The sequence below is a fragment of the Bacillus mesophilum genome, assembly GCF_008923265.1.
In the GTDB taxonomy this organism is placed as follows: domain Bacteria; phylum Bacillota; class Bacilli; order Bacillales; family Cytobacillaceae; genus Cytobacillus; species Cytobacillus mesophilum.
Map to the genome: position 1 here is coordinate 464,916 of NZ_WBOT01000002.1, position 14,725 is coordinate 479,640.

Below are 14,725 nucleotides of genomic sequence, written 5' to 3' on the forward strand. Positions count from 1 at the left end.
CATTTAATTCACCTTCGTTTCCTTTTCGTAATAGCTATATGTGCTCACATGCTCAACCCATTTTGGCATTTCTTTACAGTTAAGCAGAAATTGCTGAACATCATGACCTAGGTGTCCAGTCTGCTCCATACTGTTTCTTGGGGCATGAATAGAATTGGACCTTACAATAGGGAAGAAATATGTATCTGAAAACATTATGCCAATTTCAGCAACATAACAATGATTAGCCTTTAATTCAGAGATGATCCAATGGGAATCCTTCTCCGTGATTCCAATCTCAGTAGTTGAGTGGGCATTAGAACCATCATAAATGATGCAGGTGACGTCGTTTAACCTTATAACAAGGTTTAAGTCGTTTAAATAAAAATACTGCTTTACAAGTTCTCTGGTGTTGTCACATACATCCCAATATAAAAACACTTGCTGAGGCGAAATCAAGGACATGGATAAATAGTTATTATTTATATAACTTTCAAATGTCTGCTGATCGTCTGCAATCTTTATATCCTTTTCACCTTTTTTGTGATTGATTAGCTTTACCCACTGATATTGTACCTTTCCAACTGATGTATTAAGTTCTTTTGCAATTTTACGGAAGGATAATCCGCTTCGTTTTAACGCAATAATGTCTTCAATCATTTTTGCACCTCACTCTCATTCTCACTTAGAATGTTTACTATATGAAAAACTGAATTTATTTTGATTTCTATTAATTTTGTTTTGTAAGTTAATGTTATCATCCAACAAGCACACCAGCAATGAACGGAATTTGTCGGGAATTGTATGATAGGCACTCAAGGCATACTATATATACAAAAATATTTTTAACAAAAATCTATTAGGTTGGAAAAAGAAGTTCTTTCGACTAGATCAGCTATTCAAAACGACAGATTCACCCTTTTTTCTAACTTCATTCGAAAATTGTCGTCTTCATATGATAGAATGTTTTTGTCTATAAAACAGAGAGTGAGTTGAAAAACATTGATATATGTCTTAATTGCCTTACTAGTTTTTTCTTTATTGCTATTCACCGTGTCCATTTTCTTAAAGGATCCCTATAAAAACTTAAGAGAAGATATTGATCAGCTCACCATGCAGCAGGTACAGGATATGTACGTGGTTAAAAAGAAGCTAAAGGTACTAGAAGAAGAGCTCTTATTGGATGAACAAGTCATGCCACAAATACTGAACACAGTTAAAGCTCAGACATCTGCCCCGAAACCCGAAAAGAAAGAAATCCATGATATTATTAAAAATCAAGTTCTTGTTCTTAGTAAACAAGGCTTAAGCATCGACCAAATTGCAAGGCAATCTTCATTGACTGCAGAAGAAGTAGAAAACATCTTACGGACAATGAAGCTAAAAGGTGATTACTATGCATAAAAGAAATGTACGTTCCTTTTCATTTGGCATCTTCTTCTCTGTTCTGGTTGTTGCTATTTACACGTTCATAGCAGATCCAGAACATGAAGAAACTGCCTATACAGAAGATGGAGCCATAGCATACCTAGAAGAGGCTGGTTACACCGTTTTTACTGAGGAAGAATTGAATAATGCGATTGACTCCTCTGAAAAACAGACAGAGCAGCAAAGCACTGAAAGCAACGACGGCGACGAGGCGGGCAGTAATCCTGATCAGCCACAGGGAGAAGATTCAGCTCCGGAGGAACCTCATGCTTCCTTTGAACTGGAGATTAGCAGTGGGATGAATCTTGGCCAAATTGCATCAATATTAGTTCAAGTTGGTTTAGTAGAGGATGCGTATGCGTTCACACAATATATGGAGGAAAATAAATATAGCACAAAAATCCAGCCTGGCACATTTGAAATTAAACAAGGGATGAGTATTGAAGAAATTGCTAAAACCATAACAAAAAGCTAAAGGCCAGCGACCTTTAGCTTTTTTATTTACGAATTCAAATCATATTGACGTCCTTTAACAAGGTAGAAAACATGTTCCGCAATATTTGTTACATGGTCAGCTGCTCTCTCTAAATAACGTGAAGTAAAAGAAAGCTGAGTGATTTGCGGAAGGCGATCTGGCATGCTGACGCTGATTTTCATCAGATCCATAATGGTTTCACCATAAAGATCATCTACCTTATCATCCATATCTGCCACTTTTTTCGCCTTTACAATATCTTCTTCATTAAAGGCTTCTAAAGATAGCTTGAGCATCTTGATCATAATTGAATACATCTCTTTGATGTGAACAATTGGCTTAACATGCTCCTCAGAACCGATACGAATCGTTGATTTGGCGATATTCACAGCAAAATCTGCGATTCTTTCAATATCTGTTGCAATCTTAATAGCCACAATAATACGACGTAAATCAATAGCCACAGGCTGCTGCTTCGCAATTAAAAGAATGGCAAAGTCATTAATTTCTTCATAAAGCACATCTGCTTTAATATCGTCTTCCATAATTTCAATCGCCAATTCGATATTTTTTGTTTCTAGGGCCAGAATTGATTTTGATAAAGCAGACTCAGCAAATTCGCCAAGCTCAATTAGTTTTTGTTGAAGACGGATTAATTCATCATCAAATTTTTCACGTACAGACATAGCGGCCTCCTATTAACCAAATCTACCAGTAATGTAGTCTTCTGTTCTCTTATCAGTCGGATTCGAAAAGATCACATCGGTATCTGCATATTCAATTACTTCACCATTTAAGAAGAAAGCCGTTTTATCTGAAATCCTTGCTGCCTGCTGCATATTATGTGTAACGATAATAATACTAAAATCCTTCTTAAGCTCTTGTACAAGCTCTTCAACTTTTAAAGTTGAAATTGGGTCAAGTGCGGATGTTGGTTCATCCATTAGAATAACATCAGGTTCAATTGCTAGACAGCGTGCAATACAAAGACGCTGCTGCTGACCGCCAGATAAGCCATATGCATTTTCATGGAGGCGATCCTTAACTTCATCCCAAATCGCTGCGCCACGCAAACTTTTCTCAACAATCTGATCCAAGACTTTCTTGTCGCGAATGCCATGGATTTTAGGACCATACACAACATTTTCATAAATTGACTTTGGAAATGGATTCGGCTTTTGGAATACCATTCCTACATGTGTACGCAAATCTTCTACTTTAAAGTTTTTATTAAAAATACTTTTTTCACGATATTGAATATCACCCGAAATCTTTACAATCGGAGTCAATTCAACCATGCGATTTAATGTTTTAATATAAGTTGATTTTCCGCATCCTGAAGGACCGATAATCGCTGTTACATCATTTTCCTGAATCTCAAGGTTTATATTTTTAAGAGCATGTGTTTCTCCGTACCAAAGGTTCAAATCCTTTGTATTATATACCATACCCTTTTTACTTTCTGTTTTATCTTTCACTGTATTAGCAGCACTATTAGCTGTAAAAGTTGAAACTGTCATGTTTGAATCTCTCCCGTCGTTAGAATCTTCTCTGGAATTTATTTCTGATCAACACTGCTATCGAGTTCATTATGAATAACACAATTAATAGAATAACGATTGTAGCAGCAGCAAGATTAGCATATTCTGCAACAAGGGCAGAATCTAATGTCCAGTAATATATTTGCATAGGCATAACAGTGAACTTGTCAAAAATACCGTCTGGCAGCGGGATCAGCAATGCAGGAATCCCAAGAACTACTAAAGGCGCTGTCTCACCAATAGCACGAGAAAGTGCTAAGATGACTCCAGTTAATATACCCGGAAGTGCCGCTGGCAGAACCACATTTTTTATGGTTTGCCATTTCGTTGCTCCCATACCATAGGATGCTTCTCTTAAAAATTGAGGCACTGCACGAATGGCTTCTTGGCTTGCAACAACCACAACAGGTAAAACAAGCAAACTCATTGTTAAACCACCTGCTAATACTATATTACCTAATCCAAGAGCACGGGCAAATACAGTTAGACCTAAAATTCCGAATACAATGGAAGGTACACCAGCAAGATTGGAAATATTTGTTTGTATAAAGGCTTGAAGTCGCCCTTTTCTCGCATATTCTTCTAAATAAATAGCTGTCCCGACTCCGAGGATCAACGTAACAGGTGCAACAACAATCATCAGCCAAAATGTACCCGAAATCGCACCCATAATTCCAGCTTTTTCAGCATCTGTTGACAGCTTGTTCGTTAAGAACTCAAAGTCAATCCAACCAATACTATCTGCAACTACACGATATATTAAGATAACTAAAACAACTAACCCAAATAGCGTCGCAGCTAAAAAGATGTTTTTTGCAACTGTATTGGTAGTCAGTCTTGTTCCCATTTTCTTTTCAACTAATTTATTATCGATATACTTCATATTAATATTCCTCCCTAAATCTACGGGAAATATACTGTGCGATTAAATTCATGATTAACGTAAAGACAAATAATGTCATGGCAACAGCATATAAACTGTAGTAAAGGGTAGAGCCAGCAGGAGCATCCCCGCCAGTAACTTCAACAATATAAGCTGTCATTGTTTGCATGGACTGTGTAACATCAAATGTGAAGTTTTTATTACTTCCGCTTGCAATGGTGACAATCATCGTTTCACCAATTGCTCTTGAAATTCCTAATACAAAGGAAGCAATGATTCCAGACATGGCTGCTGGAACAATAACTCTCCATGTTACTTCTAACTTCGTTGCCCCAAGTGCAAGGGCTCCTTCACGCATTGAATATGGCACTGAACTCATTGCATCTTCTGATAATGATGCCACCATTGGAATAATCATAATTCCCATCACGATCCCCGGACTGAGGATATTCGTAGGCTCTAAAGAAGGAATAATTGCTCTCAATAGAGGAGTGACAAAAGTAAAAGCAAAAAAACCATATACGATTGTTGGAATACCAGCAAGAACTTCAAGTATTGGTTTTAAAGCTCTTCTTACTCTTTCTGATGCATATTCACTTAAGTAAATAGCTGTCATTAAACCGATTGGAATAGCTACGATCATAGCTATAGCAGAGGAAATAATTGTACCGGCTAGCAATGGGAGTACCCCGAATTCCGCATTTTCTCCCAATGGCTTTAAGACAGTGCCAGTGAAAAATTCAAAGAATGGTATAATTTTAAAGAATTCAATTGTCTCGCTTAATAATGTAAACACAATCCCTATTGTTGTTAAGATTGAAATCACAGCGATAATTAATAGCAGTTTAGGCATTATTTTTTCAAAAATAGCAGAAACGGATCGTGATTGCTTATTCTTCGCAACCATTTCACGCACTGCATTTTTTTCTAACTTGTTATTCAAGTTGTGAAACCCCCTTCACCAAAACCATTCATCCAATTTGGTATTTCATACTTAATCAAACAGATAGGAAGATGAGACTTAAGAGCCCCCATCTTCCTATCACCTTTGTTTAATAGATGTTAATTATTGTAAACCTTCTAAAGCTTCAATGTTAGCTTGGATCTCTTCTTCTGGAATTGGAGCGAATCCAGTTTCAGATGCTACAGTTGCAGCATTTTCCATAGCGTAGATTGCATAGTCAAGAACTTGTGGTTTTTCTTTAGCCATTTCTGGGTTTAAGTAAGTGAATACTGGACGAGTAAATGGAGAGTAAGCGAAGTCTTCGCTTTCACCAATTGTCTCTAAGCTTGGAGCAACCGCGCCATTACCGAAATCAACAGATACAGCAGTTAACTTATCAGTATTGCTTTCATAGTAACCATAACCAAAGAATGCGATAGCGTTTTTATCTTTTGATACTAGATCAACTAAAGTAGAGTAATCTTGCTGAAGGTTAACGCCTTCAACTAAATCTTGCTCTTCAAGAATTTCTTGCCAGAAGAACTCGTAAGTACCATGGTTTTCGTTTGGTCCCATTGTTACGATTGGCTCATCTGGGAATGATGGGTCAAGATCAGACCAGTTTTTAACACCTGAGCTTGCAAGGAAAATATCTTTAACTTGTTGCTCAGTAAGTTCAGTAGCCCAGTCATTTTCTTTGTTGATCACAACTGTTAAACCATCTAAAGCAACTTTTAACTCTAAAGGTTCAAAGCCAACTTCTCCAGCTTTTGCAATCTCTTCGTCTTTGATTGGACGAGATGCGTCATTGAAATCAGTTCCGTCTTCAATTAAGAATTTTTCAAAACCAGCAGATGTACCTGCGCGGCTAACTTCAACAGAAACGTTTTCTTGCTCGTTAGTCATATAGTTTTCAGCCATTTTAGCCATGAATGGATAAACAGTACCAGATCCGTCGATTACTACGCTACCTTCTAGTGCAGTTTCTTCGTCAGCAGGAGCTGGATCTTCAGTGTTGCCATCTGTTCCGCCTGCGTTATCTTCGGCAGGTTCTTCTGTGTCTCCGCCACCGCAAGCAGCAATGATTGTCATTACAGCTGCAAGCAATAGTAACATGCTAAGTTTCTTCAAGCTTTTCATCTTCTTAATTCCCCCTAAGAGTTATCAATGTTTTGTCCTACAAGTAATAGAATAAAGGTGTTCTGTTAATCTCGTTTTAATCAAATGTAAATGTTTTGTAAACTTCGTTGATTGTTGTGTAAATATGTCGAAATCCGGTAATAATATATAATTTAAGCAGTAAGATAAGTCGAAAAATGATCTTTTAGCAAAGTTTTTAGTATAAAAGGTAGTTACTAGAAGTGAACCAAATCCTTATTTTAAACATCCAAGAATAGTATCCAATTTGAATGCTCTTACTGTTTCAAGTTGAATAATTTATGTATTTCCGCATTTTATCTGCTTATACTGCTTATGCAAGAGCTCATGTATCCCAGATGAAAAAAAGACCTCTATTCCTTAGACAGAATTCTCCTTTAAAGAAATCCGCTAAGGAATAGAGGTCTTTAAGCAATTTTATCACTGACGTCAGAGGTCATTTGCTGATCCATGACCAATATAAACAGTCTTACTATATTTTGAATTTATTAAGTACAATTTGCAGCTGAGCTGCCATGTCATTGAGTTTTTTAGCGGAATTAGTTATTTCGCCGCTAGATGCCAGCTGCTCTTCCGCTGATGTTGCAACAGTCTCAGAGTATGAGGAGTTAATTTTGGCCATTTCGGTCAAAACATTCACATTCTCAGCGACCATTTCTGTACTATTCGAAAATTCAGCAGCCATATCATTCATGGAATAGATCGTTTTGTTCATTTCTGTAATGGACTGACTAATATTCTGGAATGAGGCACCAGCTTCATTAACAGCTTTAGTACCATCCTGAACTTCATCCGTGCTTTTTTTCATAGCAAGAGAAGTTACTCGTATTCCATTTTGAATCTGAGAAATCAGTTCCGTTATTTGATTGCTAGACTCCCGAGATTGAACAGCAAGCTTTCTTACTTCATCAGCAACTACAGCAAAACCTCTGCCATGCTCGCCAGCCCTTGCTGCTTCAATGGCTGCATTGAGTGCTAATAAATTGGTTTGTTCTGATATATTCGTAATCACATCTGTAATGGTCCCTATCTTTACAGAGTTCTCCCCTAGTTCATCTATATAAGAGGAAACATTATGAACTGATTCATTAATTTGCTGCATTTTTGAAATAGAATTTCCAACTACATCATTCCCAAGTCTTGACATGTCAGCTACCTGATATGCAACAGAGTCCAGTGTTTGGACAGATGCGGTTAAGATTTGCAGACGTTCTTGCAAGTGTTTAATTGTCTCAATTATTTCATTCACTGTATTAAGCTGCTTGCTTGATGATGCGGCGACTTCTTGGATAGACCCTGTAATTTGCTCTGTGCCTTTCATTGTTTCAGATGAGCTTGCTGTCAATTCGTCAGCAGAATCGAGCACATGAGAAGTTGTTAAAGTAGCCTGGTGGATCAGCTGTTTTATATCAGACACCATCCTATTAATTGAAGATGTTAGATCTCCAAGCTCGTCCTTTGAATAAATCTTAATCTCCGGCTGACTCAAGTCACCCTCTGTAATAGTTTGAATTCTTTCAGAAATACGTTTAACTGATAAATGTATTGACCTTGCAAGTAAAATACCAACTAATATAGAAATAATCGCCATAACAACCGTTAGCACCACTGTCATATAGGTAACTTTTTTTCCATTTGCCACTATTGTACTGCCCAGCTCAGATACATTGTTTTGCTTTTCATCTGCTAACTGTTTCAAGCTTGTCATTGTATTTTGAGCCTGTTCCTGTTCAGCTCCGAGATTTAATAAAGCCTTACGCTGGTCTCCATCATCATAAACTCCAATGACATTGCTTCGCATAATATCAGTCCAGCGTTCTCCATAGCTAACCAGCTTATGTATTTCTTCTTCGGTATCCTTCCCTTCCATACGCTGAAGAAGATCTGTTTCAACCTTTTCACTATCTGCTGCGTTTGCTTCAAAATCTTCAATCGATTGCGGTGAACCCTCGAGCAAATAATTCGTCACGAGGCGCAGCCGCTCGGACATATTAAATCGAATATTTTGCATCAGGTTCAATTCCACAGATTCTGCCAGTATTAATTCTTCCGCAAGTTCATTAGACTTAGCAGTATTAACAATGGAATAAGCGGCAAGACCGCCTGAAATGAACAGTACCAAACAAAATGTCAGAATAATTTTTCTTTGAATGGTCATTTTGAATGGAATCGAAAATTTTTGGTTTCTCGCCTCCTGGTACAAATGTGCTAATTTCTGCTTAATAAGTTGCAAAAAGACACGCCCTCTCGCTAAAGTTCCCCTTCCATTATCACAGCTTTTTATTAAGTTATTGTAAATTCATTGTGAATTTTATATAAACACAGGCTCTTTGACCTATTTTCTTTTAGTCCAAAAAATCCATAAAACAGAAAAAAACCGCTCCATAGGCAGGAGCGGCTCTTTCTATTATTCTTCTGTATCATCTTCAGTATTTTCAGTGTCCTCTGTATTAGAAGCTTTCTTATCATTTGCTTTCAAGTCAAAGTACGCATCCATTACACGGTTTCCAATTTTCAAATTAGCTCTATGATCCACACTCCCCTGATAGGCCCATGGTACCAGAACTGCCATTGCCACTTCAGGATTCTCGGCTGGAGCATAGCTCACAAGACTTAAATTCATAACCTCTGGCGGTTCTTTTCCATAATTGCTGCGCAACGGTCCATCATAGAAGGCTTCAGCAGTACCCGTTTTTCCTGCGGGTTTATATGCTTTACTGCCAAAAAAGGAATATGCTGTACCATCTCTTTCTTGCATGACTCGTCTAAATCCTTCTTGGACTAATTTCATCCACTCAGGCTTGGCATCAATGCGATTTAAAACAACTGGAGAAATTTCTTGAACAAGCGGTCCAAGCTGGTCTTCTTCCATAACTGGTTCACGAATTTCCTTTACCATATGAGGCTCCATACGATTGCCTCCATTGGCAATCGTCGAAACATATTGTGCAAGCTGCATGTTCGAATACGTATCGTACTGTCCTATGGAGAAGTCAAGCATGAAACCAGGCAGATTGCTAGCGCCCTTAAATCCTGTTTGCTCGTTAGGCAAGTCGATGCCTGTTCTGACACCTAGACCAAATTGAGCAAAGGAATCACGAAAAATACTAAAGCCCTCTTCTGTGTTCAATGGAAGCGGCTGATTCGGCTGATATCTCCCTCCGCCAATTCGAATAGCTGTTTCAAACATATAAACGTTTGAAGATACTTTTAAAGCATTTACATCGCTAATCGGACCAAATGTTTTCCATGATTTTTTTGGAGGAGTATTTTTAATAAGCAATGGTCTGTCTGTAATGACTGTCCCTGGACTTATGACTCCCTCATTGTATCCAGTTAATATGGTTGCACCTTTGACAGCAGATCCAACATTATATGTTGTCGTAATATTGCCTAAAGCATCATCCTGCAATTCTGTTTTACCTGTTTTCTCGTTTTTAACAAGCCTTTTTCCGGCCATCGTTAAGATTTCCCCTGTGTGAGGGTCCATCAAGACTACATATGCACGATCAAGCAAAGTCGTGCCAGGTGATGTTTTTGCTGCACGAAGTTCTTCTTCAATAATCTTTTCCACTTCAAGCTGCAGTTCCATATCTGTACTCAAAACAAGATCTTTTCCTCGCTGTCCCTCGCTGATCGGAATAGTTTCCAGTACATTGCCGGCTTTGTCCGTTACATTCTTAACCTTTGCCTTTTGCCCGTGAAGCACCTCTTCATACTGAAGCTCAATATAGCTTTTGCCAACACGGTCATTACGGCTATAATCTCTAGCCAAATAATAGTCTAGCTGTTCTGCAGGCACTCCTTCATCAGAAGAAGTAACCTTTCCTAACACAGATTTTAATGTGTTGTTATAAGTGTAAGCTCTTTCCCAATCCGTTGTAGTATCAACGCCAGGCAATATTTGCAGATTTTCACTTACAATCGCAAATTCTTCATCTGTAACATCTTTATTCTTAACGATTTGCGGTGTAAGGGCATAGCCGCTTGAAAAATCACGGTATATCGCAAGAATTTCAATATCTTCTGGTGATAATTCTGCAAGATCACCTTCTGTAATACGATCTAACTGTAATTGGTACACTTTATTATTGAGTTCAGTGCCCTCATACTTTTCTGCTAACGCATCTGATTCTTTCTCTGACACTTTTTCTTTCGCACGCTCTGGATTTTTGATTATCCAATAATCCTTTTGATCCCTCTCCGTTACCTTTTCTGTATCTTTGTCAATCATCTTAGCCAATCTTTCGGCAACTTCAAGCATCTCTTCCTGATTGGCACCATTATTAGTATAAGTAATTGCATTTTGCGGTGTATTATCAACAATAATTTGCCCTGTTCGATCATACATCTTCCCACGCGGAACAGGGTTGTTTACTGTAACATCCTCAGTCCGTTCAATCTCCCGTTTATAATCGTCCCCATAAACAATCTGTACAAATCCTAACCGCAGAATTAAAACAGAAAATAGACCAAATACAACAAAGAAGAGTAAATTCAGACGAAAAGGAACATGATTCTTCTTTTTATTCTTTCTGTTCAAAATGTAACCACACTTCCCCTAAAAAGTTTCTAGTCTTATTTTATAAGAAGTGAGAAAAAAATTCTATTAATAACTAGTCTTTTTCGATGTAATGTTTTCCATTAAGCAGCAAGGTTTACTTTATGAATAAAATAATAAATAAGCGTATGTCCTGTTCCTAATATGATGATAAGGACAGGAATGCTATTTTCGGGTTTAAAAATGGCGATCCCAGCTAAAAATGCCAGCACAGAAACAACTCTGCCTATATTTAAATAAAGCTCTCTTACAACAATATACTCAATCCTCATCTCCCTAGCCTTCCAGGCAGTGCCGATTACATCATAAGTCATAGAAACGTAAGGAACAAACAGGATCGGGTATCCAACTGCAATAATAGCTGCATAGATCATTAATTTTGGAAATGTAATGTTTGCCAAGATAAAAAAGATGCTCACATACAACAGAATTCCGCCGATTAATATCGCTTTCTTCCTCTGATGTTTCCTTAACATTCTAGAGACAATATAATAGGCAACAAAAGAAATGCCCGAATTGACAAGACCAAAAGTTCCGAGAGCAAGTTCACTTCCTGTTGAGATAAAAACGAAGACTGAAACGAGAAAGGCAAATGTTCCTTCGCGCAGCCCCTGAAAAAAGTGGGCATTCGTAATCATACGCCAATTAAAGCTATTTTTCCTCTCCTTGAGGATTCGGCTAAACCAGTACCTTCCGCTTGCCGGTCTCCTATTTAAGAAGAAGCTTAAAATGACTGCCACTAAAAACAAGGTGAGTGAAATACCGAATATTATAGAGTATCCTGTAAACTTTTCCATTTTCGAAATAATGAATCCGGCAGCAATTGGTCCAGCCATCCCTGCTACAGAATTTAAAATACCGAGAAACCCATTAAAAAAGTCACGATTCTCGGGTTCTGTAATCTCAAAGGTTAAAACATTAAATGCAAGCCAATAAAAACCATAGCCTACTCCAAGCAAAGCGCCTAATAGAAGCAAATACGCCGATGCATTTCCACCTGCAATCAGTACTGCCAAATAAAAGGTGCCAAGAAAAATAACTCCGATTCGAAGAACAATTACACGATCAATCTTTTTCGCCCATCTTCCTGCAATAGTAAATGTAATCAGCTGTAAGACAACAATGGATAAATTGTATAAACCGAGGTCGAAATATTCTCCTGATTGTTTCCAAAGGAATATATTCACAAATGTATTGGAAAGGGCAATACTTAAAGAATACAATCCTCCAATCAGCAGCAATAAAGTTAAATCCCTTGTTACTTCTATATCACCTAGTATCTTTTTAAATCTGCTCATAAAAAAACTCCCCTTTGGTTCTAAGGGTAGTTTTTAACATAGAGCAATGCATTATGCAAAAATGCACTTTAGAATTTAAAAAGCACAGCAGAAAATCTGCTGTGCTTTTGATTTAACGATTTTATTTTGCAGCGCTATAGCGTTTAGAAACTTCATCCCAGTTTACAACGTTCCAGAAAGAATTGATATACTCTGGACGGCGGTTTTGGTAGTTTAAGTAGTAAGCATGCTCCCAAACATCCAATCCTAAGATTGGAGTTTTGCCTTCCATTAATGGAGAATCTTGGTTTGGTGTGCTAGTCACTTCTAACTCACCATTGTTTACAGCAAGCCAAGCCCAGCCAGAACCGAAACGAGTAGTTGCCGCTTTAGCAAACTCTTCTTTGAAAGCATCAAAGCTGCCAAACTTGCCAGTGATTGCATCTGCAAGCTCACCAGTTGGCTCTCCGCCTGCATTTGGAGCAATTACTTGCCAGAAAAGAGTGTGGTTAGCATGGCCGCCGCCATTATTGCGCACAGCAGTACGAGCTGACTCAGGAACTGCATCAAGGTTAGAAATCACTTCTTCTACTGATTTAGAAAGAAGCTCCTCGTTTCCTTCTAACGCATTATTTAAGTTTGTCACATATGTGTTGTGGTGTTTTGTGTGATGGATATTCATTGTTTCTTTGTCAATATGAGGTTCTAAAGCATCGTATGCGTAAGGTAATTGCGGTAATTCAAAAGCCATTTTAAATTCCTCCCTATGTATATGAATAGTTTCAGTCTCAAAGCCACTTTATTTTAAGAAACTTTAAGAACTTTAAAGTTAGATTACCAAAGATAGCCTGTTCTTTCAAACAAAACGCTTTGCTGACAAAGTTAAAATACCCCTTTTTTTCGCAAATATTCTCTTAAGAGCATGAAAATGAGCAAATTTCGCTAAATTGTCAAATATGACCTAAATGTTTCTGCGTCAATATTCTATGCAGAGAATCGTTCATAAACTAGGTAAATCAGCACCTTAACTGTATTGACACCATGACAACTTTTGCTTTAAATCGAGATATAGCATCCAATAAGGAAGTGACAAAATGTCTGATTTTAATATCTCATTTTACAGCCTGCTGATTCAGCAGTTTATAGCAAATGAAAGAATCGTGCATATCAAGGCGGATACAATTCTTTTTCAAGAAAAAGATCCTGTTGATTATATTTACTTGCTTATGTCCGGGAACCTGGCACTGGGCAGGCACCATATTAAGGGCAAAGAATTTATTTTAAAAATCTTAAAGGACGAAGAAATTATTATTGAGTACCAATTATTTAAAGATAATCCTTCCTATCATTTTTTCGTCAAGACGCTAAGCGACTGTGAACTTCTTAAAATTAAGAGAGAACAATTTGAGGAATACCTCTTAAATGATAAGAAACTCCTGGCAAGTTTAACCTCATGGCTCAGCACCCGTTATCTAAAAGCACAAATGAAATGCCAAGACTTAATTATTAATGGAAAAAAAGGCGGACTATACTCAATGCTGATCCGTCTCGCTAACAGCTATGGAGTTCGAACCGAAGACGGAATCTTAATTGACCTCATTCTTACACATCAGGAGCTGGCAAACTTAACATTCGGAACTCGAGAGGTTGTGCAGAGACTTCTGAAGGAATTACGTGAAGATGGAATTATCTCCTATGAAAATCAAAAATTTATTATAAAAGATATGTCTCATTTGAAAAAAGAAGTGGACTGTCAGCACTGCCCAATAGAAATTTGTGGCGTTAACTAAATACTTTAAAACGCAAAAAACATGCAGGCGTCAGCATACAGCTGAAGCCTGCATGTTTTTAACATTTACAAGACGACAAAAAAGAAATAAATAATCATAATCGCTTGAATAATTCCTTTTGTCACGACACTGCTGACAAAGCCAACAACTGACCCAAATCCGACTTTCGCAGCCTCTTTCAAGTTCTTTCTATGAACAGCGACTTCAGCAATAACGGCACCTAAAAATGGACCAATTAATATTCCCAGAACTGGAATAACAAACGGTCCAACTAATAAGCCAATTGTACTTCCCCAGATGCCGGCTTTGCTGCCGCCATATTTTTTAACACCAATTAAATTTGCTGCATAGTCTGCGGTAAAAAGCAGAATGACAAAGAGAATCTGAATACTCCAGAACAGCCAGCTAAATGGTTCAAAAGAAAATAAAAATCCATAAAGCACAAAACCTGCGGCTATAAAAAGAACACTTGGAATAATGGGATATACAAGTCCTACAAATGCAATAACAAACAAGACACCAATAATAATCCAATTGATGGCCTCCATCTGATCAGCTCCCTGCCAATAAAATCCGTTGTAAAATCTTTCTTATTGTACTATTTCATCCACCACTTGAAAAGTAAGGAGCAAAAAAAGAACACATAAAAAAAGCAAGAGGATCCTCCTCTTGCTTTTCGAGTAATATTTA

14 protein-coding genes are annotated in these 14,725 nt (G+C 37.7%); 3 read left to right on the top strand and 11 right to left on the bottom strand.

Annotation, left to right across the window (positions count from 1 at the left end; translation table 11 throughout):
* Positions 1-3: 3 nt before the first annotated feature.
* Positions 4-639, bottom strand: coding sequence for a DUF4912 domain-containing protein (locus tag F7732_RS07215; protein WP_151573240.1), 636 nt, complete (start codon positions 637-639; stop codon positions 4-6).
* A gap of 342 nt (positions 640-981) precedes the next feature.
* Between F7732_RS07215 and F7732_RS07220 the strand changes: the two genes are divergently transcribed.
* A complete protein-coding gene (locus F7732_RS07220; protein WP_151573241.1) occupies positions 982-1,383 on the top strand; it encodes a hypothetical protein in 402 nt (133 codons plus the stop codon).
* On the top strand, positions 1,376-1,882 hold the full coding sequence (locus F7732_RS07225) for an endolytic transglycosylase MltG (RefSeq protein WP_151573242.1): 507 nt from the start codon (positions 1,376-1,378) through the stop codon (positions 1,880-1,882). The genes F7732_RS07220 and F7732_RS07225 overlap by 8 nt, the downstream gene beginning before the upstream one ends.
* Before the next feature lie 26 nt (positions 1,883-1,908).
* On the opposite strand, the gene phoU is transcribed toward F7732_RS07225, so the two are convergent.
* The 9 genes from phoU to F7732_RS07270 form a co-directional block, all read right to left on the bottom strand.
* A complete protein-coding gene (gene phoU, locus F7732_RS07230) occupies positions 1,909-2,568 on the bottom strand; it encodes a phosphate signaling complex protein PhoU (protein ID WP_151573243.1) in 660 nt (219 codons plus the stop codon).
* A 12-nt stretch (positions 2,569-2,580) separates the two neighbouring features.
* A complete protein-coding gene (gene pstB / locus F7732_RS07235; RefSeq protein ID WP_151573244.1) occupies positions 2,581-3,402 on the bottom strand; it encodes a phosphate ABC transporter ATP-binding protein PstB in 822 nt (273 codons plus the stop codon).
* 19 nt (positions 3,403-3,421) lie between these two features.
* Positions 3,422-4,306 (bottom strand): phosphate ABC transporter permease PstA, encoded by an 885-nt coding sequence (pstA, locus tag F7732_RS07240; protein ID WP_151573245.1) that lies wholly within the window; start codon positions 4,304-4,306, stop codon positions 3,422-3,424.
* Between the two features lies 1 nt (position 4,307).
* Positions 4,308-5,213, bottom strand: coding sequence for a phosphate ABC transporter permease subunit PstC (pstC, locus tag F7732_RS07245; RefSeq protein WP_151573682.1), 906 nt, complete (start codon positions 5,211-5,213; stop codon positions 4,308-4,310).
* A gap of 159 nt (positions 5,214-5,372) precedes the next feature.
* On the bottom strand, positions 5,373-6,389 hold the full coding sequence (locus F7732_RS07250) for a PstS family phosphate ABC transporter substrate-binding protein (RefSeq protein WP_151573246.1): 1,017 nt from the start codon (positions 6,387-6,389) through the stop codon (positions 5,373-5,375).
* Between the two features lie 490 nt (positions 6,390-6,879).
* Positions 6,880-8,565, bottom strand: a complete 1,686-nt coding sequence (locus tag F7732_RS07255) for a methyl-accepting chemotaxis protein (RefSeq protein WP_420837679.1) — start codon at positions 8,563-8,565, stop codon at positions 6,880-6,882.
* 249 nt (positions 8,566-8,814) lie between these two features.
* Positions 8,815-10,950: a peptidoglycan D,D-transpeptidase FtsI family protein gene (locus F7732_RS07260; protein ID WP_151573248.1), complete on the bottom strand. Its 2,136-nt coding sequence runs from the start codon at positions 10,948-10,950 to the stop codon at positions 8,815-8,817.
* A gap of 101 nt (positions 10,951-11,051) precedes the next feature.
* Complete coding sequence (locus F7732_RS07265) at positions 11,052-12,266, bottom strand: MFS transporter (protein WP_151573249.1); 1,215 nt, start codon at positions 12,264-12,266, stop codon at positions 11,052-11,054.
* 121 nt (positions 12,267-12,387) lie between these two features.
* Entirely contained in the window at positions 12,388-12,996 is a 609-nt protein-coding gene (locus F7732_RS07270) for a superoxide dismutase (RefSeq protein WP_151573250.1), read from the bottom strand.
* 343 nt (positions 12,997-13,339) lie between these two features.
* Here F7732_RS07270 and F7732_RS07275 point away from each other — a divergent pair, with 343 nt between their 5' ends.
* Positions 13,340-14,035, top strand: coding sequence for a Crp/Fnr family transcriptional regulator (locus F7732_RS07275; protein WP_151573251.1), 696 nt, complete (start codon positions 13,340-13,342; stop codon positions 14,033-14,035).
* A gap of 65 nt (positions 14,036-14,100) precedes the next feature.
* Here the strand turns inward: F7732_RS07275 and F7732_RS07280 are convergent, their stop codons facing one another.
* Positions 14,101-14,583 carry a DUF456 domain-containing protein gene (locus F7732_RS07280; protein ID WP_151573252.1) on the bottom strand — a complete coding sequence of 161 codons (483 nt, stop codon included), beginning with the start codon at positions 14,581-14,583 and terminating at the stop codon, positions 14,101-14,103.
* Positions 14,584-14,725: the final 142 nt, after the last annotated feature.

Excerpts from the sequence above, each read along its gene's own strand:
- pstA (WP_151573245.1), bottom strand. The coding sequence starts at position 4,306 with ATGAAGTATATCGATAATAAATTAGTTGAAAAGAAAATGGGAACAAGA.
- F7732_RS07280 (WP_151573252.1), bottom strand. The coding sequence starts at position 14,583 with ATGGAGGCCATCAATTGGATTATTATTGGTGTCTTGTTTGTTATTGCA.
- F7732_RS07250 (WP_151573246.1), bottom strand. The coding sequence starts at position 6,389 with ATGAAAAGCTTGAAGAAACTTAGCATGTTACTATTGCTTGCAGCTGTA.
- F7732_RS07265 (WP_151573249.1), bottom strand. The coding sequence starts at position 12,266 with ATGAGCAGATTTAAAAAGATACTAGGTGATATAGAAGTAACAAGGGAT.
- F7732_RS07225 (WP_151573242.1), top strand. The coding sequence starts at position 1,376 with ATGCATAAAAGAAATGTACGTTCCTTTTCATTTGGCATCTTCTTCTCT.
- pstC (WP_151573682.1), bottom strand. The coding sequence starts at position 5,213 with ATGGTTGCGAAGAATAAGCAATCACGATCCGTTTCTGCTATTTTTGAA.
- F7732_RS07275 (WP_151573251.1), top strand. The coding sequence starts at position 13,340 with ATGTCTGATTTTAATATCTCATTTTACAGCCTGCTGATTCAGCAGTTT.
- pstB (WP_151573244.1), bottom strand. The coding sequence starts at position 3,402 with ATGACAGTTTCAACTTTTACAGCTAATAGTGCTGCTAATACAGTGAAA.
- phoU (WP_151573243.1), bottom strand. The coding sequence starts at position 2,568 with ATGTCTGTACGTGAAAAATTTGATGATGAATTAATCCGTCTTCAACAA.
- F7732_RS07255 (WP_420837679.1), bottom strand. The coding sequence starts at position 8,565 with ATGACCATTCAAAGAAAAATTATTCTGACATTTTGTTTGGTACTGTTC.
- F7732_RS07215 (WP_151573240.1), bottom strand. The coding sequence starts at position 639 with ATGATTGAAGACATTATTGCGTTAAAACGAAGCGGATTATCCTTCCGT.
- F7732_RS07270 (WP_151573250.1), bottom strand. The coding sequence starts at position 12,996 with ATGGCTTTTGAATTACCGCAATTACCTTACGCATACGATGCTTTAGAA.